General features: G+C 33.8%; 14 protein-coding genes. All 14 read left to right on the top strand.

The window, feature by feature from the left end:
• The first annotated feature begins 60 nt into the window (after window positions 1-60).
• The 14 genes from RBH94_RS08800 to RBH94_RS08865 all read left to right on the top strand — a co-directional run bounded on the left by RBH94_RS08800 (window position 61) and on the right by RBH94_RS08865 (window position 22092).
• On the top strand, window positions 61-3264 hold the full coding sequence (locus RBH94_RS08800) for a SusC/RagA family TonB-linked outer membrane protein (RefSeq protein ID WP_307880575.1): 3204 nt from the start codon (window positions 61-63) through the stop codon (window positions 3262-3264).
• 15 nt (window positions 3265-3279) lie between these two features.
• Complete coding sequence (locus RBH94_RS08805) at window positions 3280-4731, top strand: RagB/SusD family nutrient uptake outer membrane protein (RefSeq protein ID WP_307880576.1); 1452 nt, start codon at window positions 3280-3282, stop codon at window positions 4729-4731.
• Between the two features lie 11 nt (window positions 4732-4742).
• A complete protein-coding gene (locus RBH94_RS08810) occupies window positions 4743-5534 on the top strand; it encodes a DUF4843 domain-containing protein (RefSeq protein WP_307880577.1) in 792 nt (263 codons plus the stop codon).
• 35 nt (window positions 5535-5569) lie between these two features.
• Complete coding sequence (locus RBH94_RS08815) at window positions 5570-7054, top strand: PKD-like family lipoprotein (protein ID WP_307880578.1); 1485 nt, start codon at window positions 5570-5572, stop codon at window positions 7052-7054.
• Window positions 7055-7144: 90 nt separating this feature from the next.
• Window positions 7145-7987: a thioredoxin family protein gene (locus tag RBH94_RS08820; RefSeq protein ID WP_307880579.1), complete on the top strand. Its 843-nt coding sequence runs from the start codon at window positions 7145-7147 to the stop codon at window positions 7985-7987.
• 18 nt (window positions 7988-8005) lie between these two features.
• On the top strand, window positions 8006-9052 hold the full coding sequence (locus tag RBH94_RS08825) for an AhpC/TSA family protein (protein ID WP_307880580.1): 1047 nt from the start codon (window positions 8006-8008) through the stop codon (window positions 9050-9052).
• Between the two features lie 103 nt (window positions 9053-9155).
• Window positions 9156-9713: an RNA polymerase sigma-70 factor gene (locus RBH94_RS08830; RefSeq protein WP_307880581.1), complete on the top strand. Its 558-nt coding sequence runs from the start codon at window positions 9156-9158 to the stop codon at window positions 9711-9713.
• Between the two features lie 101 nt (window positions 9714-9814).
• Entirely contained in the window at window positions 9815-10948 is a 1134-nt protein-coding gene (locus RBH94_RS08835) for a FecR family protein (RefSeq protein ID WP_307880582.1), read from the top strand.
• 166 nt (window positions 10949-11114) lie between these two features.
• Window positions 11115-14378 carry a SusC/RagA family TonB-linked outer membrane protein gene (locus RBH94_RS08840; RefSeq protein WP_307880583.1) on the top strand — a complete coding sequence of 1088 codons (3264 nt, stop codon included), beginning with the start codon at window positions 11115-11117 and terminating at the stop codon, window positions 14376-14378.
• Between the two features lie 18 nt (window positions 14379-14396).
• Complete coding sequence (locus RBH94_RS08845; RefSeq protein ID WP_307880584.1) at window positions 14397-15839, top strand: RagB/SusD family nutrient uptake outer membrane protein; 1443 nt, start codon at window positions 14397-14399, stop codon at window positions 15837-15839.
• An 18-nt stretch (window positions 15840-15857) separates the two neighbouring features.
• A complete protein-coding gene (locus RBH94_RS08850) occupies window positions 15858-16646 on the top strand; it encodes a DUF4843 domain-containing protein (protein ID WP_307880585.1) in 789 nt (262 codons plus the stop codon).
• Window positions 16647-16662: 16 nt separating this feature from the next.
• Entirely contained in the window at window positions 16663-18168 is a 1506-nt protein-coding gene (locus RBH94_RS08855) for a PKD-like family lipoprotein (RefSeq protein WP_307880586.1), read from the top strand.
• Window positions 18169-18821: 653 nt separating this feature from the next.
• Window positions 18822-21620: a pitrilysin family protein gene (locus RBH94_RS08860; protein WP_307880587.1), complete on the top strand. Its 2799-nt coding sequence runs from the start codon at window positions 18822-18824 to the stop codon at window positions 21618-21620.
• A 25-nt stretch (window positions 21621-21645) separates the two neighbouring features.
• Window positions 21646-22092: a protein-disulfide reductase DsbD domain-containing protein gene (locus RBH94_RS08865; protein ID WP_307880588.1), complete on the top strand. Its 447-nt coding sequence runs from the start codon at window positions 21646-21648 to the stop codon at window positions 22090-22092.
• Window positions 22093-22100: the final 8 nt, after the last annotated feature.

Raw genomic sequence — 22100 nt, forward strand, 5'->3', positions numbered from 1 at the left:
TTATGTATCGCATTTTTTAGTATATCAGTTTTTTCTTTTTCGCAGAAAGTAACCTTGAAAATGGGAAAAGTTAAACTATATGAAGCTCTTAAAGAAATTACAAAGTCGGCAGATGTAGACTTCTTTTATAGTGATAAAGAAGTTAATGTAAATCGAATTGTTTCAGTAGATTTTAAAAATGCAGATGTATTAGATGTACTCTATACTTTATTAGGTAACACCTATAATGTTCAAAAAACTGAAGATGGTATTATTCTAATAAGTCCAAAACATACAGCCTCTTTTAACAATGAAATAAATGTAAGTGGTGTAGTTATAGATAATAATGGTATGCCTTTACCTGGGGTAACAGTGCTTGTTAAAGGAACAAAGTATGGAACAACAACAGACTTTGATGGTAATTATGCTTTACGAGCAGATGAAGCATCCACTTTAGTTTTTAGTTATATAGGATATAAAACTGTAGAAGTTACTTTAGATGGTAAAACCAAAGTAGATGTTGTTTTACAAGAAGACGTAAGCACCTTAGAGGAGGTCGTAATTACAGGTATTGTAGAACGTAAAAAGGAAAGTTTTACAGGAGCTGTAACAACAGTAAAAGGAGACGACTTAAAGGCAATTGGGAATTTAAATGTCATAGAGAGTTTAAAAACACTAGACCCATCATTTGTTATTGTTGAAAATAATGCTCTAGGATCTAATCCAAACCGCTTACCAGATATTGAGGTACGTGGTAAAACAAGTATTTCAACTGATGATATTCGAGATGAATTTGGAGGAAATCCAAATCAACCATTATTTGTTCTTGATGGTTTTGAAACTACTTTGCGTACAATTATAGATTTAGATATGAATCGCGTAGCATCGATTACGATTTTAAAGGATGCTGCGTCTACAGCCTTGTATGGAGCTCGAGCAGCGAACGGTGTTATTGTGGTTGAAACCGTTAAGCCGAAGGCTGGAAAACTAACCGTAAATTATACGTCTGACTTTAGAATCGAGATGCCAGATTTAACAGATTATAATTTAATGAATTCCAGACAAAAATTAGAATATGAAAGACTGTCTGGTTTATGGACAACAAGTAACCCATCGAATTATGAGGCGCAATTCGAGTTAGATAAACAGTATAACAACATATTGTCTGAAATTGAAAGTGGAGTTGATACGTATTGGTTAAATGAGCCTGTTCAGGTAGGAACATCTTTAGCACATTCTATTTATGCAGGCGGTGGCGCTGAGAATATTACTTATGGTGTTGGTGTTAACTATAGAGATCAGGAAGGAGTTATGATTGGATCTGGTCGTAAAACCTGGGGTACTAATTTAGATTTAACTTACAGAAAAGGAAAGTTAAATATTAGTAACCGTTTGCGTATTAATGGTTATGACGCTGCCGAATCACCATATGGTTCATTTGCAACTTATGCCCAGGCGAACCCTTACTTTAAAAAGTACGATCCACAAGGTGAGGTGTCTATGTTTTTAGATATTGATTCTTTCTGGAATGGAACTTTGGATAGACCTTTGATTTCCAATCCTCTATTTAATGCCAGTTTAAATTCATACGACAAAACTAAAAACACGCAAATTACAAATAACTTAAGAGCGATATTAAAGCTAAATTCTAAATTGCGATTAACCACGCAATTACAGATTAATAAAATAAGTACCAGAGCAGAAGTGTTTGTTGACCCTGCAAACACACGTTTTATAGGTGATAATTATACTCAAGCAGGTACGTATGACTTTAATCAAACAGAGCAGTTTAGTTATAATTTTAACACCATGGCTACTTATGCCACGGTCTTTAATGATAAGCATAGAATTACAGCGAACTTAAGGGGGTCTATAGAAGAAAGCAATAATAGAAGAACTGGTTTTTCAGCTGAAGGATTTCCTCTGGGTACCAACGGAAATCCAGGCTTTGCATTTAGTTACAAAGAAAATGCAAAACCATCAAATACCTCTAATGTTTATAGAAGAGTGAATGTGGTTGGTAGTGCCAATTACGAATATGATAAAACGTATTTCTTTGATTTAAATTATCGTTTAGATGGATCTACTGTTTTTGGAGTTAATAATACCTATACGCCATTCTGGTCTGTTGGAGCTGGTTGGAATTTAGCAAATCAGTTTAATTTCGATGAAGAATATGTGTCTGCATTTAGATTAAGAGGGAGTGTTGGTAAAACCGGAAATCAAGGATTTGGTAACTTATCAGATGTAAGTGTCTATGGTTTTTTAACAAGCGTTAATAATTTTGGTCAATCTATAGATTTAAACACATTGGCAAACCCTGATTTGGAATGGCAAAAAACTTTAGATTATAGTTTTGGTGTAGAAGCAACATTGTTAAATAATAGAATTAGTACACAGTTTAATGTCTATAAAAAGCTTACAGACCCATTAGTTGTATCAATAGATAAACCTTCATCAACAGGGGTTGTTTCATATCCAATTAATGCCGGTTTAATGAATACAACTGGTGTAGAAAGTATGTTAAGGTTTTCTCCTGTGTATAATTTAGAAGATCAAATTATATGGACGGTTGTGGTTAATGCATCTACGGTTAGTAGTAAGTATGATAATTTTAGAAATTTATTACAAAACTTAAATGATGAGGCCACTTTAAATAATTCATTACAACGTTATTACGATGGGTTTAGTCCTGACGACATATGGACGGTAGAATCCTTGGGTATTGACCCTGCAACAGGAGAAGAAGTATTTTTAACAAAGGATGGGCGACCTACATTTGAATATAGTTCAGAGGATATTAAAAAGATGGGCAATAGCCGTCCGTCTGTTGAAGGCGTTATTGGTAATACATTCAGAATTAAAGAGTTTACTCTGGGAGTTAATCTAAGATATCGTTTAGGCGGTGATGTGTTTAATAACGCTTTATTTAGTAAAGTTGAAAACATATCAAGAGCAGGTCGTATTAATAATCAGGATTTGAGAGCTTTAACAGATAGATGGCAAAATCCAGGAGATATCTCTCAGTTTAAATCTATTTCAAATTTCGATCAGGTTAGAATGTCTTCACGTTTTTTACAGGAAGAAAATGTATTAATAGGGGAATCTATTAATTTAGGGTATCAATTTAGAGATAAAGCATGGATGCGTAATATTGGTTTAGAACGTTTAAAATTAAATGCTTATATGAATGATATTTTCCGTATATCTTCAATAACCTCAGAACGTGGTATTAATTACCCTTTTGCCAGATCTGTTTCATTTAGTTTAAATGCTAACTTCTAAAGAAAAGAACGAATTATGAAAATACATACAAAATATATTTTAATGTTATTCACTGGAATATTTTTCGTTTCGTGTGATGACTACTTAGATGTTAAACCAGAAGATAAATTTCTAGAAGAACAAGTGTTCCAATCTAGGAGCAGCATATTAGATGCTTTAAATGGTATTTATACCAATATGACGAAACCTGCAACTTACGGTGGCAATTTAACTATGACAGCGGTAGATGTTTTGGGTCAGCGATATAGGGCTGCAGGAGAGCAGCATGCCTGGTATGAAGTGGCTAATTATAATTATGAAGAACCAGCTGCTAGATCAACCTTTAATGCGGCGTGGTCAGAGCAATATGCAAATGTTTTAAGCGTAAATAACTTTTTGGCTGGCTTAGATACCTATCCAGGAGTATTATCTGCTTGGGAAGAAAGTATATTAAGGGGCGAGGCATATGGGTTGAGAGCTATGTTACATTTTGATTTATTACGTTTGTTTGGGCCTGTTTATAGCGTGAGTCCAGATAAAGAAGCTATCCCATATTACACTAATAATTCAGGGGAAACAGAACCTTTCAAGCCCGCTAAAGAAGTTATAGATATGGTGCTGTCTGATTTGGCAATGGCCGAAAGCTTATTAGTTAACGATGTTATAAGGGAATATGGACCAAACGATTTAGGTTTAGCAGTCTTGCCAGATGATCGTTTTAAATTTGTTGCAGGTAGACAATTTCGTTTTAATTACTATGCAGTAAAGGCTTTACAAGCTAGAGTGCATCTCTATGCAGGTAATAAAGCAGAGGCTTTGGAGGCCGCTACGTTTATAATACAAGACGCGTCGAAATGGTTCCCTTGGACTTCGGAGAGTGAGATTTTTACAGAAGCAGCAAACCCTGATCGTACTTTTTCAAAGGAAGTGGTATTTGGATTGGTAAACACTTCAATGTACGATAGATATAGAAGCTACTTTGCTCCATCAGTTAGAGATGAAAATATTTTAACAGCAGAAGAAGGGTACTTAGCTGAAGTTTTTGAGAATAATACATTAGACTACCGCTTTAATTCAACTTGGCAGCAACCTGCCTCTGGTGTAAAGGCATATAAAACGTTTTTAAAATATGCCGATGTTAGCGATAATAGAACAACATTTAGATTTAAACAGCCTTTAATTCGTTTAACAGAAATGTATTATATCGCAGCCGAAGCAGAAACGGATGCAGCTAAAGCATTACAATATATTAACACAGTTAGAAATAGTCGAGGATTAGAAAGCTTATCAAGTGAGATAAATTTACAAGATGAGATTCTAAAAGAATATCAAAAAGAGTTTTATGGCGAGGGCCAGTTGTTCTTTTATTACAAGCGTTTAAATGTTGAAACATTGCGTAGTGGAACTCCTGGAGTTGCTGCCTTTACAATGGGGGCAGATCAGTATGTTGTGCCGCTACCTTTATCTGAAACCGATTATCGTAATTAAAAAATAGTAGAATGAAGAAATATATTTATTTACCAGTTTTGACATGTTGTATGCTACTAGCATTTATGTCTTGTGCCGAAGATGAGATTCCTTTATTTGATGCTACAAGTAGTAATATTTATTTTGAATGGGCAAAAGAGGGAAGAGAAAATGAAAGTGAAACTTTAGATAGTTTAGATGTTTCATTTGCTTTCGAATTACCTACAGTAACCGATTCCCTTATTAATGTTCCTGTTAAAATACAAGGGTATACTGCAGATTTTGATAGAATTATAAATTTAAAGGTACTAGCAGATGAATCAACAGCTATTGAAGGTGTACATTATCAAATGCCAAATTCAGTTGTTTTACCAGCAGATTCAGTACGTGCTTATATACCTGTGAGTTTATTTAGAGATGCATCCCTAAAAGATGGACCAGTATCGTTGAAGTTTCAATTATCGGAAAACCAGTATTTTAACACAGATATTTACACTACCGAAGAATATTATAATGTAGACAGAGAACTGAGCTTTACAGAATTTGAATTTACATTTTCAGATATTTTAACCAAGCCTGCTTATTGGAGTGCTTTCTTCGATTATTATCCTGGAACATGGTCGGCAAAGAAAATTTACTTGTTGGCTGAATTAACAGGGACTGATGTGGAAGTATTTGCTACAATGCCATCATTACCTCAAATCTTTGCATTCACGAGAACGTTGAGAGACTATTTGGCTGCTCAAAAAGCAGCAGGTACCCCTGTTTATGAAGAAGATGGTGTTACCGAAATGACCGTAGGAATTTATGCTTCCTATATTTAATTGGTTTAGGAGTAAATGATAATATTTTAAAAATTATGAAATTATATACATTAAGAATAAAATTTTTAAGTCTTCTGGCAATGCATCTGTTAGTGGTGTCTTGCATGGAAGATGAAGGAAATTATGATTATAGTGAGATTAACGAGGTAGAAATTGGTGCAATAGAAGAAGACTATACTGTAGAACGATTTAAAAACTTGGTTATAAACCCGGAAGTTAAATTTAATTTAGATGTAGATGGTACTGGCGATTACGAGTACAGATGGGTTGCTGTTGAAGATACCGGAATTGGTATTCAAGAATTAACAGAGTTGGCGACAACAAAAAATTTGGATGCGCCAATACCTCTCACTACTGGTAATTATTTTGGTTACTATTTTGTGAAAGATGTAAAAACAGGAATAGAAACGCAGTACAAATTTAATATTGAAGTTGTAGATAGTATTTATGAAGGATGGCTGATTTTGAGTGATACCAACGAATCTCCAAGATTAGATATGGTCTCACTAATAGATGGACAATATGAGCCGTTATACGATGTTTTAGCAGGTTCAGGCCTAGAACTTAGTGGAGAAGCTGGATTTGTATACACATATGGTTATAAATCTAATAATTATGGAATTTATGTATCAACGTCTGGTAATGGAACAACCCGAATAGAACAAAATACCTTTGAATGGTTTCCGGACTTTCCAATTTCAAATGAATTCTTGTCATCACAGCCAGATGATTTAGAAATTGATTTTATGGAATCTCAATCTGGTCGTACGTGTTACACTTTTGCAGATGGGAATGCCTACTACTATAATGATGTCAGTCAAATAGCTTATGGAAGCCCTATTAATAACATATCAGGGGTTAGTTTTAATGTTGCTCCTATGATTGGTAAAGGTGGTATTGCTACATATTCAACTTTATATGATGTAACTAACAGACGTTTTTTACGAAGCCTTAGAGGGAATGTTGTAACATTTGCTCCTGCTGCCTCAACCAAATTCGATTATAACGATACAGGTATGGAGATTGTTTATTTAACAAGTAATGATTATGGAGGTTTAAGTGGTGCTGCGACTTTCGCTATTTTAAAAAATGCCGAAACTTCAAAGTACTACTTGGCTATTTTTAATGTATCTAATTCGTCTCAGATGTATTTCAATGAAATAGAGGCTTCAAATTTTGATCAGGCGAGTAATATTGCTATAAACCCGGTGTATGGTTATGTGTTTTACAATGTAGGATCGAAAGTATTTAGATATGATTGGAACCCTGAAGTACCCGAACTAGAAGAAGTTTTAGACGCAGGAAGTGATGAAATAAACATGCTTAAATTTCATGATTTTAAAGGAAACAAGGGAAATTACGTAGAGATGCAAAACCATTTGATTGTAGGGCGTAGTAATGGAGGTGTTGGAACAGTAGAGTTTTATGATGTTTTAAGTTTAGGGCCTGAACCACTTAGTTTTGTGAGTTCATTTACAGGTTTTGGTAAGGTTAAAAGCATTAGTTACAGACAGCGTTAAAATTAGTAATAAATGAATAAAAATAGGAGGTTTTTGTTTTTACATTATCTCCTATTTTTTTGCACTTAATTATTTATAATTTAAATATTGATGAAAAATATATTTAGAATGTCACTTTTGGCATTATTGATATTCTGGTTTAATTCTAGCATAGCTCAGACTAATTTTATTAAGACTCCATGGGAAGAAATATTAGTAAAGTCTGAAAATGAAAACAAATTAATATTTGTCGATTTATACTTTACAGGCTGTTTTCCCTGTGCACAAATGGACAAAACTGTATTCACAGACAAAAAAGTGTCACAGCTTTTAAATCAGGATTTTGTTGCTTTTAAGTCCGATATTTTTAAAGAAGATATAGGTAAGCGATTGGCAAGAAAATATGGTGTTACAGGTTTTCCTTCATTTGTAATTTTAGACTCTAAAGGCAATACTGTCGATGTAAATTCAGGTTTTAAATCAGTTGAGGAATTGTTAAGTCTGTTAAATGCGGCGAAGGAAAAATTTAATGCAAAAGACTTTAAATCCTATTCAAAAGCATTAAATATTGATTACCCTGAATTTTATAGTGATGCGTATTTAAAAAACAAAAGAAAAGTATCTTTTGAGGTTGTTGATAGTTATTTGAAATCTCAAAAAGATTGGAATGCAGAAATTCCGTTTGTTATTATAACAGGGTTAAGAATCGGTGGCGAGTATGTAGACTATGTTATAAGTCATGCTGATAAATTGGCTAAAGCTTACGGACGAATTCCTGTTAGAAACTATTTGTCGGGAATGGTTAACGTAAAGGCTAAATATTTTGGAACTGAAAACAATCAAAAAGAATTTGAAAATTTATTAGAGCAGGTTAAGCCAGTATTTACAACTAACGAATGGGATAAATTTGGTTCTGATTTTAAAAAGACTTTTGAAAAATATAAACAACTATAGCATTAATATAAAATTATAATGAAACAGATTAAAACTTTAGCATTATTAACGGCTTTAGGCGCAATATTTGCTTGCAAAGCAAAGCAACCACACCCGGATTATGTTGAGATAACAGGAAAAATAACCAATGCCAAATCAGAGATGATTACTGTTTATTCCATGGGTGGGGATAATAAGAAAATTAAAATTTCCGAGAATGGTACTTTTATAGATAGCTTTAAAGTAAAAGGTGGAGGTAGTAATTATCAATTACTGCTAGATAAAGATAAAGTTATGATGCGTTTGTATGCCGAGAATGGAGCAAATATTCATTTTGAAGCCAATGCAGAAGATTTCATGAACACAGTTAGGTTTACAAAGGACCTTGCAGATTACAACAACTATCAGAGTGAAAAATACAGAATTATATCGTCTGATATCGGTTTTAATAGTAAAACCTGGTATCGTTTTAATGAAGCTGAATTTGAAGAGCATGTTAATACTTTAAGAGGCGCATTAAATACAGCTCTGAATTCTTATCAAAATATCACTGACGAACAAATAAAAACTGAAAACATTTTTGTAGAACGTTTTATTAAAAACATCACTTCAAAATATGAAAAGGAACACAGTTTTGCTACAAAATTAGATAAAGGAAGTGTGTCGCCTGTATTTGAAGATTATGAGAATATTGATGGATCTAAAACCTCGCTTTCCGATTTTAAAGGACAATATGTGTTTATAGATGTGTGGGCAACCTGGTGTACACCTTGTAAGGCACAGATTCCGTATTTAGAAGAACTGGAAAAGGAGTATAAAGATGAGAACATCGTATTTGTTAGCATGTCTGTTGATAAACCATCCGATAAAGAAAAGTGGAGTAAAATGGTAAAAGACAAAAATATGTCTGGTGTACAGATATTGGCACCAAACGCTACAAAATCTGAGTTTGCTCTGGCTTATAATATTAATTCTATTCCAAGATTTATATTAATCGATCCGCAAGGAAATATAGTAGATTTTGATGCGCCTAGGCCTTCAAATAAGGAGGCAATTCATAAATTGTTAGACGTTGTAAAATCCTAAAATACATGTTTAAACTAGAAAAGGGCAATTCATTTGAATTGCCCTTTTGTTTAAAACTAAAGTTTTGTTAAATTCGTAATTAAACTCGCTCTAAATCAAGTTAATGAACCTTATTCTTGAAGGCATAAGAAATAAAAATGAACAGGTTTTTAAAACCTTTTTCGATAGTCATTATAATGGCTTGGTAACTTATGCTAACGGCTTCTTGTTTGATAAAGAGGCGAGTGAAGATCTGGTTCAGGAGGTGTTTATTTACATTTGGGAAAATGCTTCAAAACTAAATGTGGTTACATCTTTAAAAAGTTATGTCTATGCAATGGTTAGAAATCGTTGCTTTAATTATTTAAAATCTATAAAGGTTACCGATAATTACAAACTACTCGAATTTAGTGCCGATTTATTAGCCGAGCACGTTGTTGATACGGCTTCAGAGGATGATAAAAAGATTGTTTATCATCAAATCTTAAAGATTATTGATGCACTTCCTGAAAAAATGCAAGAAATAGTGCGTTTAAAATTTATTCAAAATTATACTTACCTGGAAATTGCTGAAGAGTTGGGTGTTTCTGTTAACACTGTTAAAACACAACTTAAACGAGCAAAATTGAAAATTACAGAAATGATTGCGGTTGTTTTAGTTTTATTGGATTTAAAGCGATAAATGAATCATTTTAACATTTTTGTTAAAAAATTATAAAAATTTGTCACCCATTGTTAAGGTTATGTTGTCTCAGTGTTAAAAGATGACATTAAACCAAACAAATGGAATTCAAATTAATAATTAAAAAACTGAACAATACCTTGACCGAAGAGGAACATGTCCTCTTTGAGTCTTGGTATCAGGAATCTCAAAAGCATCGAGATTATTTTGAGCGTGTAAAGAATCATTATTCAGAATCAATAGAAGATATTGATATTGATAAAGAAGCCGCTTGGAAAATACTTGAGGAGAACATAAAAGGGATTTCGAAACAATCTTCATCACTATGGAAGTATGCTGTGGCAGCGATAGTTGTTGTTATGCTAAGTGTTCCGTTGTATATGAAGTTCTTAAAAAGTACAACACCATCTCAGGAATTTGTAACTACTAATATTTTTCCGGGTGTAGATAAAGCCATTTTAACGTTAGAAGATGGTACGCAGGTAGCTCTTGAAAACGGAGCGAATTATGAAAAGGAAAATGTTGAAAGTGACGGAGAGAAAATTATTTACAAAGCTCAAAGTAAGAAAAACAATGCTGTTGTTTATAATACTTTAAATATTCCAAGGGGCGGAGAGTTTTCTATGGAACTCTCAGATGGTACTAAGGTGCGATTAAATTCTGAAACCCGGATAAAATATCCGGTAAATTTTATAAAAGGACGTACCAGGCAAGTGGAACTTGTTTTTGGTGAGGCTTATTTCGAGGTGTCTTCAAGTAGTGAAAATGGTGGAAGTAAGTTTGTCGTCTTAAATGATAATCAAAGTACAGAGGTTCTTGGAACTAAATTTAATATTAAAGCTTATAAAGATGAATCTCTAATCTATACCACTTTAGCAGAAGGACAGGTGCAAGTTGAAAATGGAGTATCTAAATATGTGTTAGCACCAGGAGAACAAACGATGCTTAACAAGAAAACTAAAGAAATTAATAAAACAATGGCTGATGTAGATGCAGAATTGGCATGGATACATGGTGATTTTATGTTTAACAAAAAGCCATTAATAGACATTATAAAGGTACTGTCAAGGTGGTATGATGTCGATTTTGTCTTAGAAGGCGAATCTATTAAACATCAAAAATTTAATGGGCAATTAAGTCGAAAGCAAAATTTGGAAGTCATTTTAGAATTAATAAAGACCACAGAAAAACTAGAGTCTTATGAAATAAAAGGAAAAACAATCATTTTGAAATAAAAAAAAAGAGGGAAAGAATATAAACCTTGGACCGTGAATATTTCTCCCTCCTTATACATTAAAATTAATCAATTAAAAAAAGGTTTAACTAACTAATTCATGCAAATTTATGAAAATTAACTTAATTAACCTCCGTGCCCTGTTGGGGAAACGGTGTTTAAAAATTATGATGCGAACTCTGATTTTTTCCTGGTGTTTTACAGTCTTTAGTCTGGCGCCCTCGAATACTTTATCTCAGAATACCAAAATAATGGTAGATGAAGATAAAGCGGTGACTATAGACCAAGTTTTTAGCATGATCAGTCATCAAACAGATTATAATTTTATTTATTCTGATGATTTGTTTCAAAACTCAACTCTGGTACATCTTAAAAAGGGAAAAATAAAGGTCGCCGATTTATTAAAGGAATGTGTTATTTCTAATCGATTAAAGTTTTCGATTTCAGAACACAATACCATTATTATAAAAAAGCCTAGCCTGGTACAGAAAACTATTAAGGGTGTTGTAAAAGACCAAAGCGGCATGCCTTTGCCTGGAGTTACCATCGTTATTAAAGGGACTAATAAGGGAACGACAACAGATTTTGACGGTCAATATGCTGTTTATGCTAATCAGGAAACCGTATTGGTGTTTAGTTATATAGGATATAAAACTATGGAAGTTGTTGTTGACGAACAGAGTAAAATAGATGTAGTCATGGAGCCTGATTTAAGTGAGTTAGAAGAGGTTGTAGTTACCGGTATTGTTGAAAGAAGGAGAGAAAGTTTTACAGGAGCAGTTACAACGGTTTCAGGTGAGGACTTAAAAGCTATCGGTAATTTAAATATTATAGAAAGTTTAAAAACTTTAGATCCTTCGTTCGTTATCGTTGAAAATAACAATTTAGGATCTAACCCTAACAGAATTCCAGATATAGAAGTTCGTGGTAAAACAAGTGTGTCTACAGATAATCTTAGGGATGAATTTGGAAACAATCCAAATCAACCGTTATTCATATTAGATGGATTTGAAACCACGCTTCGTACAATTATAGATTTAGATATGAGTCGCGTGGCATCAATAACTATACTTAAAGATGCTTCGTCTACAGCTTTATATGGAGCTAAAGCAGCTAATGGTGTTATTGTTGTTGAAACAGTAAAACCAAAATCAGGGAAACTAAGAGTGTTGTATAATGCCGATTTAAGATTAGAGATGCCTGATTTAACCGATTATAATTTAATGGATGCCGAGCAAAAGCTGGAATTTGAAAAATTATCTGGTTTATATTACTCTCCGGACGCAACAGATCAAAAAATATTTGACAGAAGGTATAATACAGTACTAGCAGAAGTAAGACGAGGGGTTAATACCTATTGGTTAAATGAACCTTTACAGGTGGGAGTAACTCAGGGACATTCAATTTATGCCGATGGTGGAGATGATGTGTTTACCTATGGCGTAGGTGTAAATTATAGAAACTTAAAAGGTGTAATGATAGGCTCTAATCGTGAAACTTGGGGAGCTAACATCGATTTAACCTATCGAAAAGATAAATTAAATATAACCAATAGATTACGGGTTAATGGGTACGATTCAAACGAATCGCCTTATGGCTCTTTCTCAAATTTTGCAAAAGCGAGTCCTTATTTTAGAAAAACCGATGATGACGGTAATATTACAAAGTTTTTAGATATCGGTGGTTTGTTTGGTACGAGTTATAACAACCCGCTGTATAATGGAACTTTAAATGGCACCAATAATACCGATAATTTATTATTAACTAATAACCTACAGGCTATTTATACGTTTAATAGTAAGTTTAGATTACAGTCAGGTCTTCAGTTAAGTAAAGGTATTACTACTACCGAGGTGTTTTTACCTCCTGAGCACACCAATTTTAAAGGGTCTAATTATAAAGAGCGTGGTAGTTATACGAATACCAGAACAGATAATTTTAATTTCAGATTAAATGCCATGGCTACTTATGCTCAGGTATTTAATGAAAAGCATCGTGTTACTACAAATATTCGTGGTGAAGTTGAAGAAACAAGTTTTGATCGTTTATCCGTTAGGGCTGTTGGTTTTCCTCTGGGAACAAATGGTAACCCGGGTTATGCGTTTAGCTATCAGCCCAATTCAAAACCATCAACTGCACAAAGTAAATACAGAAGAGTAAATGTTTTAGGAAGTGCTAACTATGCTTTTGATAATACATACTTTTTAGATGCAACCTACCGTCTTGACGGATCTACTTCTTTTGGGTCTAATGAAAAATATTCGCCATTCTGGTCTGCTGGTGCCGGTGTTAATTTACACAAGGCATTCAATATTAATCCTGATGTAATGTCTCAATTAAGATTAAGAGGAAATATAGGGTCTGTGGGTAACCAAGGTTTCGGAAATCTGTCATCGGTTACAATTTATGGTTTTGAGCAATATGTAAATGTTTTTGGTCAGGCAGTTACCGTAAATACCTTGGCAAACCCAGACATCGAATGGCAGAATACTTTAACTACCAGTGTGGGGATTGATATGACCATGTTGGGAAATAGAGTCAATGCTACATTTAATGCTTATACCAAAAAGACCGATCCTTTAGTAGTTAAAATAGACTTGTCATCATCAACAGGAGTGTATTCTTATCCTATTAATGCTGGTTATATGGATACTAAAGGTGTCGAGGCAATTTTAAGAGTGTCTCCCATTTACAACCCGAAAGAGAATTTTATCTGGACACTTGGTTTAACAGCTAGTGCACTTAAAAATGAATACGGAGGGTTTAATAATATTTTAGAATCATTAAACGATCAAGAGCGTCAAAATGAAAGTTTAATTCGTTTCAGAGACGGTTATAGCCCGGATGATATGTGGGCGGTTGAATCGTTAGGTATCGACCCAGGTACAGGTAGAGAGGTGTTTCAGTCTTTAGATGGAGATCCAACCTATGTTTACAATTCAGGTGATGTAAAAGTTATGGGGAATTCAAGGCCTACGGTAGAAGGTGTTGTAAGTAGTAATCTGCGTTTTAAAAATTTATCGATAGGTGTAAATTTCCGTTATCGCGTGGGAGGCGACGTTCTTAATTCAGCTCTGTTTAATAAGGTAGAAAACATTCGTAAGTACGATTACAGTAACCAGGATGTGAGAGCCTTAACCGAACGATGGAAGCAACCTGGAGACGAAGCTATGTTTAAAAGTATTTCCAATTTTGATAATACGCCTATTTCATCGCGATTCATTCAAAGAGAAAATGTGCTTATTGGTGAGTCTATTAATTTGGGCTACGACTTTAGTAACACAGGGTTTGTGAAAAGTTTAGGTTTAAGTCAATTGCGACTTAATGCTTATATGAATGATACATTCCGTCTGTCTTCAGTAAAGGTTGAACGCGGTATAGATTATCCTTTTGCTCAAAATGTATCGTTTAGTTTAAATGCAAGATTCTAACAAAAAATAAAGAAGAAAATGAAAACATATATAAAACATATTTTATGTCTTTTAATTTGTGTCGGGGTTTTGTCTTGCGACGATTACTTAGATGTGCAACCAGAAGATAAGTTCTTAGAAGAGCAACTGTTTAGTAACGAAGAAGGGTTTTATACAGCGCTAAACGGAGTATATGCGAAAATAGTTGCAGAAAATGGTTATGGCGGTGATTTAACCATGAGTACTATTGAAATCATGGCGCAACAATATAACATAGATTTCCAACATTCAAAATTCCCATATGCCACTTACAGTTATACTGATGGAGCGGTACAAGCGAAGTTTGATAATATTTGGACTAACATGTATACCAGTATTTTAAATGTAAATAATTTATTGTTAGGTCTGGAATTATATCCAGAAGTATTAAGTGCAGATAAAGAAAATATTATAGCAGGAGAAGCCTATGCATTAAGAGCCATGTTACATTTTGATTTACTGCGATTATTTGGGCCAATTTACAGTACAAATGCTCAGGATGATGCTATTCCTTATTATACAGAATCTAAAGCTCAAATGGCAGAAATGTTAACAGCAGAGCAGGTTATATCAAAGATTTTAGCCGATTTAGAGTCAGCTGAAACATTGTTAGAGAACGACCCGGTAAGAGTTGATGGGCCTTTAAAAAGTGTTGGAGAGGATTATAGTGTTAACTTTTTTAGGTTTAGAAATTTGCGTTTAAATTATTTTGCAGTTAAAGCATTGCAGGCAAGGGTTAATTTATATGCCGGTAATAATGAAGCGGCTTTTTTAGCGGCAAATGCAGTAATCGATGAGGCGTCAGTATTTTTTCCTTGGGTTATTGATGAAGAAGTTGTTTCAGGTGGGGCTAATATTGATCGTATCTTTTCTACTGAAGTGCTTTTCGCTTTAGATAACACAGAGCTTTATAATCGTCAAAGTAGATATTTTGAGGCGAGTCTTGAGTATGATAATATTTTAGCGCCTTTAAGAGATCGTTTAGGTGAGGTTTTTGAAGGGTATAATCAAGATTATCGTTTTCCATATTCGTGGTTTATTTCTAATGAAGGATCCAAAGATTATGAAACCTTTTTCAAGTTTGCCGATATAGAAGATAAAGACAAGACGTCCAGATTTATGCAGCCCTTAATTCGTATGAGTGAAATGTACTATATCGCCGCTGAAACCGCGGAAGATGAGCAAACCGCTTTAGATTACTTAAATACGGTTAGAGAAGAGCGAGGCTTAGGAGATGGCACCCAATTAATTCCGGGAGTCGATTTGCAAAATGAGATATTCAAAGAATATAGAAAGGAATTTATAGGAGAAGGTCAGCTGTTCTTTTACTATAAAAGAAAGAATATATCTTCAATTCAAAGTGGAACAACTTCGTCGGAAATAGGTATGACGGCAGCGCAATATGTTGTGCCTTTACCATTGTCAGAAACCGATTATCGCTAATTAAAAAAACTTCAGAGTATGAAAAATATTATAAAAATAATTACAGTGTCATTATCTGTAGTGCTTACATTTCTTTCATGTGGAAATGATGAAATCATGAGTTTTGAAGGTAAAGATGTAATTTACTACAAATGGGCCGTAGAAAGTATAGATCCCCTTCTTTTAAACCCTAATTATATAGATAGTGCTTCTGTTGCTTTTGCTTACGAATTACCAGAAGTACAACAGGTGGTTTATGAAATTCCAATAAAAGTACAAGGATCAACCAGATATTTTGAAAGAGAGGTAAGTGTCTCTGTATCGAGTAGTTCTACTGCTCAAGAAGGCGTTCATTTTACATTACCAGATAAGGTGGTCATAATGGCAGATAGTATTAACGGTTATTTACCAGTGACCTTACTGAGAACAGAGGATATGAAAGAAAAAGAACTATTAGTAGTAGTTAAACTGGAGGAGAATGAAAACTTTAATAATAATTTACTTGAAACCAGAAAAACTAATAATGGCGAACGCTTTGTAAGTTACACAGAGTTTCAAATAACAGTTTCTGATATTTTAACGCAACCTCAGTACTGGCCAACGAATTATTTAGGTGATTATTCAGAGAAAAAGCTCTATCTGTGGGCCGAAGTGTTAGAAGTGCCGGTTCCAGATTGGAATTCAGAGGACCCTACATTTGATCGAACTTTTTCTGCAGCTGTATCTGTTTTTAAGCAGTATTTAACAATACAGGAATTACGTGGTACACCAGTGCTTGAAGATGATGGTAACCCTATGACTTTAGGTCCTTATGCTGCTTATTTATAACTAAAAATTAAAGAATATGTCAAATTATATAAAATTTAGAAATACTGTTTTTTTAGTGATAGTTTTAATGTTTTCGGCTTGTATGGAAGACGAAGGAAACTATGATTATACAGAGATAAATGAGGTGAGTATTGATGGTCTGCCAGATACTTACGAAGTGCTCCAACTTGATTATTTTAACATTGTACCGGAACTTAGTTTTACTTTAGATGAGAATCAACAAGGAAAATATTCTTATAAATGGGAAGCTATACAGGGGATAAATGTTATTGGCGGAGATCAGGTTTATGAGTTGTCTACCGAAAGAGATTTACTGGAGCGTGTAACATTAGCACCAGGTGAATACGAACTTTTTTATACGGTAAAGGATTTGACAACCGATTTAGAGGTTCATGAAAAATTTAAATTAAAGGTAGTCACCGGTTTTTCAGAAGGATGGTTGTTGTTAAGTGATACAAACAATGGGCCGAGGTTAGATATGATTTCAAAAGTAGCTGGAGAATTTAATCCTATTTATAATGTTTTAGAAGGATCTGGAATAGAACTATCAGGTACTGCCGATTTTGTTTATACCTATCCATATAAACCAAATTTTTACGGGATTTATGTATCAACTTCTGGAAATGGTACTGTTAAATTAGAACCGGACACCTTTGAGTGGAAATCTATTTACAATTTATCAACTGAGTTTGTTACCTCTCAACCAACAGATTTAAGAGCAGATAAAGTTATGGGGACATTATTTAATTGGGGGTATGCAAATGTTGGAGGAGATCTTTATCACTATTATAATCCGCTCGGTAAATTTTTTGGTGTAAAAGTAAATTATATAGATAATGAGCCATTTGAAGCCTCTCCTGTTTCGTGTATGGAATTAACGTATGGAGGTTATGCTATGTTCTACGACAACACCAATAAACGTTTTGTGAGAAATTCACAATTTGGTGTGTCATCGGTAATGCCAAACCCTGCTCCAGAGTATAGATTATTCGATTATACAACGGGGAAAGATTTACTGTATATGGTAAATAATACATTTGGCGGCGATTTTTATTATAGCAACATATTTGCTATCCTAAAAGACCCCGGAACTAGTAAGTCTTATGTCGCACAGTTTATAAGTTGGAGTGGTCAACAAAAGCATTACAGTGAAATTGAGGCTACAGATTTTGACAAGGCAACGACATATGCCATTAGTCCAAATTACGGGTATTTGTTCTACGCTGTAGGTACGAAGCTGTATCAATATGATATTTTCACTAAACAAACTAAACTGATGGAAGATTTAGGAAGTGAAGAAATAACATTAATAAAATTTGAACCCTTCTTAAATTGGTTTAATCCAGCTTATTCAGGTATGGATAAAAAATTAATTGTGTGTAGTTACAACCCTTCTGGAGAAGATGGTTCAAATGGAGCCATGCGATTATATTATGTGCCAGAGGTAAATAAACAGATAGAATTAGAAGAAACCTATACTGGTTTTGGAAAAATTAAAAGTATAGCTTATCGAGAACGATAAGTTTTGTTAGTCACTCTTTTAAGACAGGGTAGCTCGTTTCAGAGTTGCCCTTTTTTAATGTTTCAGGCGGTTTAAGGTTTAAGTCTATAAATGGTCTGTTCTTGTTGAAGAATCTTTAAAAAAGTCCTCGATAAATTAAAAAATATAAAATTTAACATATTCTTAATAAGGGTAACATTAAAAAAATGCGTCATACAAGTGTTAGTCGTTAAGATTAAAAGCTTAATAGATGCTGATATAGCTTTAGTTTAGTGCTGTTTAGTCTAATAAAAGCTAAGTTGTTGGAGAATAGTTTTTTAAAATTAACAAAAGATTAACAACGCCCTTGCAAATTTCTGCGTCTTTATTAATGTAGATGTTAACTAAGACGGCATTTGTTTTTCATATTTAATTTTGTTTGAGTTAGTCGTTTAAACAGATTGAAAGAAAGGTAAAGAGGGCTGTTTTAAACGGCCCTCTTTTATTAAAAGTTTCTTAAAACTAATCTTAGTTTCTATTCAAAGCTTTAGTTTTGGCTGGTTTAAAATTGTAAGGGAAATATTGATTATTAATTTCTATTAATAATATAGGATGGGTGTTATTAATAAAAATAAAACAAATATTGAACTTTTATTAAACAAATAATAATTAACCAATTATAAACGCAAAATTAAATGAAGACAGTTTTATCGTATGTTCTAATAGTGGCATCTGTTTTTTGTGTTAGTGCACAAGATTTAAGTCAGCCCTTACCAGTAGATCAAAGCATAAAAAAAGGAGTCCTGCCAAATGGTATGACTTATTACATTAAAAGTACCGATGTTGTTAAAGACGCAGCGAGTTACTATATCATTCAAAATGTAGGTTCAATTTTAGAAAAAGAAAATCAACGCGGGTTGGCTCACTTCTTAGAGCATATGGCGTTTAACGGAACCGAACATTTCCCAGGAAAAGGAATTTTAAACACATTACAAAAGCATGGAGCTGTTTTTGGAAAAGATATTAATGCTTACACATCTTTTGATGAAACGGTTTATAACCTAAGCAATATTCCAATTAAAGATGGTTTAATAGATACGTCTTTAACTGTTTTACAAGATTGGTCTAATTACTTGTTGCTTACCGATGAGGAAATTGATAATGAGCGTGGTGTAATTAAAGAAGAATGGCGTACGCGTCAAAACGGACAAATGCGTTTATTTGAGGTGTCTATGCCTATTACTTATAACCATGCCAAATATGCAGATAGAATGCCAATAGGGCTAATGTCTGTTGTAGAAGGTTTTGAGTATAATGCCTTACGCGATTTTTACCATGATTGGTATAGAACCGACTTACAGGCGATTGCGGTTATTGGAGATGTAGATGTTGCTGAAATAGAGCAAAAAATTATCGACAGGTTTTCAGAAATTCCTGCAGTAGAAAATCCTAAAGAGCGTTATACAGTAGATATACCAGATAATGAAGATATGATGTTTAGCTTTGGTATGGACCCTGAAGTATCGTCAGCGTCTATTTCATTCGGAATTCGTCATAAAAAATCTTTAGCCGATGAAACTGTTGGCGATTTAAAACAATCGTTATTAGAGAGTATGGCGATAAGTGCACTTTCTTCAAGAATTAGAGAGGTATCACAAAAGCCGGAAGCAACCTTTTTATCTGGTAGAGTAGGTTACGGTGGTTTATCAAGAACCTCTAAAGTTTTTAGTATGGGGATTTACCCAAAACCAAATCAGCAGAAGGAAGCTTTAACTGAAGTATTAACTGAAGTTGTTAGAGCTGTGAAGTTTGGTTATACACAATCTGAGATTGATCGTGCCATTACTATTTTCGATAATTCTTATCAAAATCAAATTGCTAAGAAAGACGATAGAGGTCATAAAAGCATCGAAAGTACAATCCAAAACAATTACTTGTCTAACGCTACCATGTCTGATATTGAAAAGGAATATGAGATAGCAAAGCAGTTATTCAGTAAAATCACACCAGAAGATGTTCATAACACTATAAAACGTTTATACGCAAAACATAATCGTTTTGTTAACGTAACAGGTGTTGAAGGTCAGGATAATATAACAGAAGCCGAAGTAAGACAAATTATAACTTCTGTGGAAAATGATAATGCGATTGAGCCTTATACAGAAGCTTTAGATGGTAAAACCTTAGTGTCAGATTTAAATATTGTTCCAGGGTCTATAGCTCAGGTATCTCACGAAGATGAAATTGGAGCAACAACGTTTGTTTTAAGTAATGGCGTAAAAGTACATTACAAGTTTGTCGATAAACAAAAAGATAGAGTAGCATTAAATGCTGTTAGTTATGGTGGTGAGTCTTTATTGGCTGATGAAGATTTAGCATCTGCAGGATTTGTAACAAGTTTAATGGGGATGTCTGGTTTAGGCGATTTCTCAGCAACCGATTTAAGAAAGGTGCTTGCCGGTAAAACCGCAAGTGCTAAAGTAGGACTTGGTGGTATTAGTGAAACGGTTTCTGGAAGTTCGAATACCAAAGATGTAGAAACCATGTTGCAATTGGTACACGTATATTTCGTAAAACCACGTTTTGATGAGAATGCTTATAAGGTGTTAGTTAATAATTTAGATAATTATTTAATAAGAAGAGGTAAAGATGTTGGAGAGAAAATGAAAGATAGTCTTACCTACGCGCTTTACGGTAAAAATAATCCAAAAAAGCGTATTTTTGACCAGGAATATATTGATGATGTGTCGTTCGACAAAATTAAAGCTATTTACGCTGATAGATTTGCAGATGCATCAGATTTTGAGTTCTTTATCGTAGGAGATGTTAAAGAAGAGCAGTTAAAACCTCTTTTAGAAAAATATATCGCAAGTTTACCAACACAAAATACGAAAGAATCTTACAAAGACAATTCGGTAGAATGGATTTCCGATGCGATTGATAAAGACATTTACATTGCCATGGAAGACCCAAAAGCAAGTGTAAATGTGGTTTACAAAAAGGAAATGCCTTATGTTAAGAAAAATGCGGTTTACACAAACGTATTAGGAGATATGTTACAATTACGTGTAACTGAAACGGTAAGAGAATCTGAAGGTGGGGCATACAGCCCGAGAGCAGGAGCTAGCTTTACAAGAGAGCCAAAGTCAGGAGCTTACGTGTCTTTTAGCTTCGATTGCAACCCGGATATGGCAGATCGTTTGGTAGAAATCGTGAAAGAAGAATTGCAAAAAATTGCAGATGGCACGATTAATGAAGATGATTTAAACAAAACAAGAACAAACTATCTGAAAGAAAACGAGCAGTCAAAAGACAACAATGGTTACGATATGGCTATGCTTACAAGATATTTCAGATATGATGAAAATATTAACGATCCAAAGAATTTTGTTGACATTGTTAAAAACATGACAGCAAAAGATATTCAAAAAATAGCTAAGAAAATCCTTAAGGGGAATAAATCTTACGAAATCATATTTAAACCAAAACAATAAAACTAATTCTTAACAAGTAATACACATGAAAAAAGTATTTTTATTTTTCGCTCTATTAGCAGCATTTGTTGGTCAGGCACAAATATTAGAGCCAGTAAAATGGAGCACTTCAGTAAATAAAATATCAGCTACAGAATACGAATTAGTAGCTACAGCTACTATAGATGCAGGATGGCACTTATACTCTCAAAATGTTCCGGAAGACGGGCCAATACCAACAAGTTTCGCTTTCGAAGGAAATACAAATTACCTGAAAAAAGGAAATACTGCAGAAGGTGAAGGGCACACTATTCAAGATCCTATCTTCGAAATGGAAATTACGTATTTTGAGAAGAAAGCAGATTTTAAACAACGTATTCGCGTAAAAGGTAGAACACCGTTTGAAGTTAAAGGTACTGTAGAATTCATGGTTTGTGATGATAGCAGATGTTTACCTCCTACAGAAGTAGACCTAGTATTCAACGTAAAATAATTTTTTGA

Source organism: Aestuariibaculum sp. YM273 (genome assembly GCF_030908365.1).
GTDB classification, from domain to species: Bacteria; Bacteroidota; Bacteroidia; order Flavobacteriales; family Flavobacteriaceae; genus Aestuariibaculum; species Aestuariibaculum marinum.

Coding starts and splice junctions, on each gene's coding strand:
- RBH94_RS08850 (WP_307880585.1), top strand. CDS start 15,858: ATGAAAAATATTATAAAAATAATTACAGTGTCATTATCTGTAGTGCTT.
- RBH94_RS08855 (WP_307880586.1), top strand. CDS start 16,663: ATGTCAAATTATATAAAATTTAGAAATACTGTTTTTTTAGTGATAGTT.
- RBH94_RS08800 (WP_307880575.1), top strand. CDS start 61: ATGGGAAAAGTTAAACTATATGAAGCTCTTAAAGAAATTACAAAGTCG.
- RBH94_RS08830 (WP_307880581.1), top strand. CDS start 9,156: ATGAACCTTATTCTTGAAGGCATAAGAAATAAAAATGAACAGGTTTTT.
- RBH94_RS08845 (WP_307880584.1), top strand. CDS start 14,397: ATGAAAACATATATAAAACATATTTTATGTCTTTTAATTTGTGTCGGG.
- RBH94_RS08820 (WP_307880579.1), top strand. CDS start 7,145: ATGAAAAATATATTTAGAATGTCACTTTTGGCATTATTGATATTCTGG.
- RBH94_RS08805 (WP_307880576.1), top strand. CDS start 3,280: ATGAAAATACATACAAAATATATTTTAATGTTATTCACTGGAATATTT.
- RBH94_RS08860 (WP_307880587.1), top strand. CDS start 18,822: ATGAAGACAGTTTTATCGTATGTTCTAATAGTGGCATCTGTTTTTTGT.
- RBH94_RS08815 (WP_307880578.1), top strand. CDS start 5,570: ATGAAATTATATACATTAAGAATAAAATTTTTAAGTCTTCTGGCAATG.
- RBH94_RS08835 (WP_307880582.1), top strand. CDS start 9,815: ATGGAATTCAAATTAATAATTAAAAAACTGAACAATACCTTGACCGAA.
- RBH94_RS08825 (WP_307880580.1), top strand. CDS start 8,006: ATGAAACAGATTAAAACTTTAGCATTATTAACGGCTTTAGGCGCAATA.
- RBH94_RS08865 (WP_307880588.1), top strand. CDS start 21,646: ATGAAAAAAGTATTTTTATTTTTCGCTCTATTAGCAGCATTTGTTGGT.
- RBH94_RS08840 (WP_307880583.1), top strand. CDS start 11,115: ATGATGCGAACTCTGATTTTTTCCTGGTGTTTTACAGTCTTTAGTCTG.
- RBH94_RS08810 (WP_307880577.1), top strand. CDS start 4,743: ATGAAGAAATATATTTATTTACCAGTTTTGACATGTTGTATGCTACTA.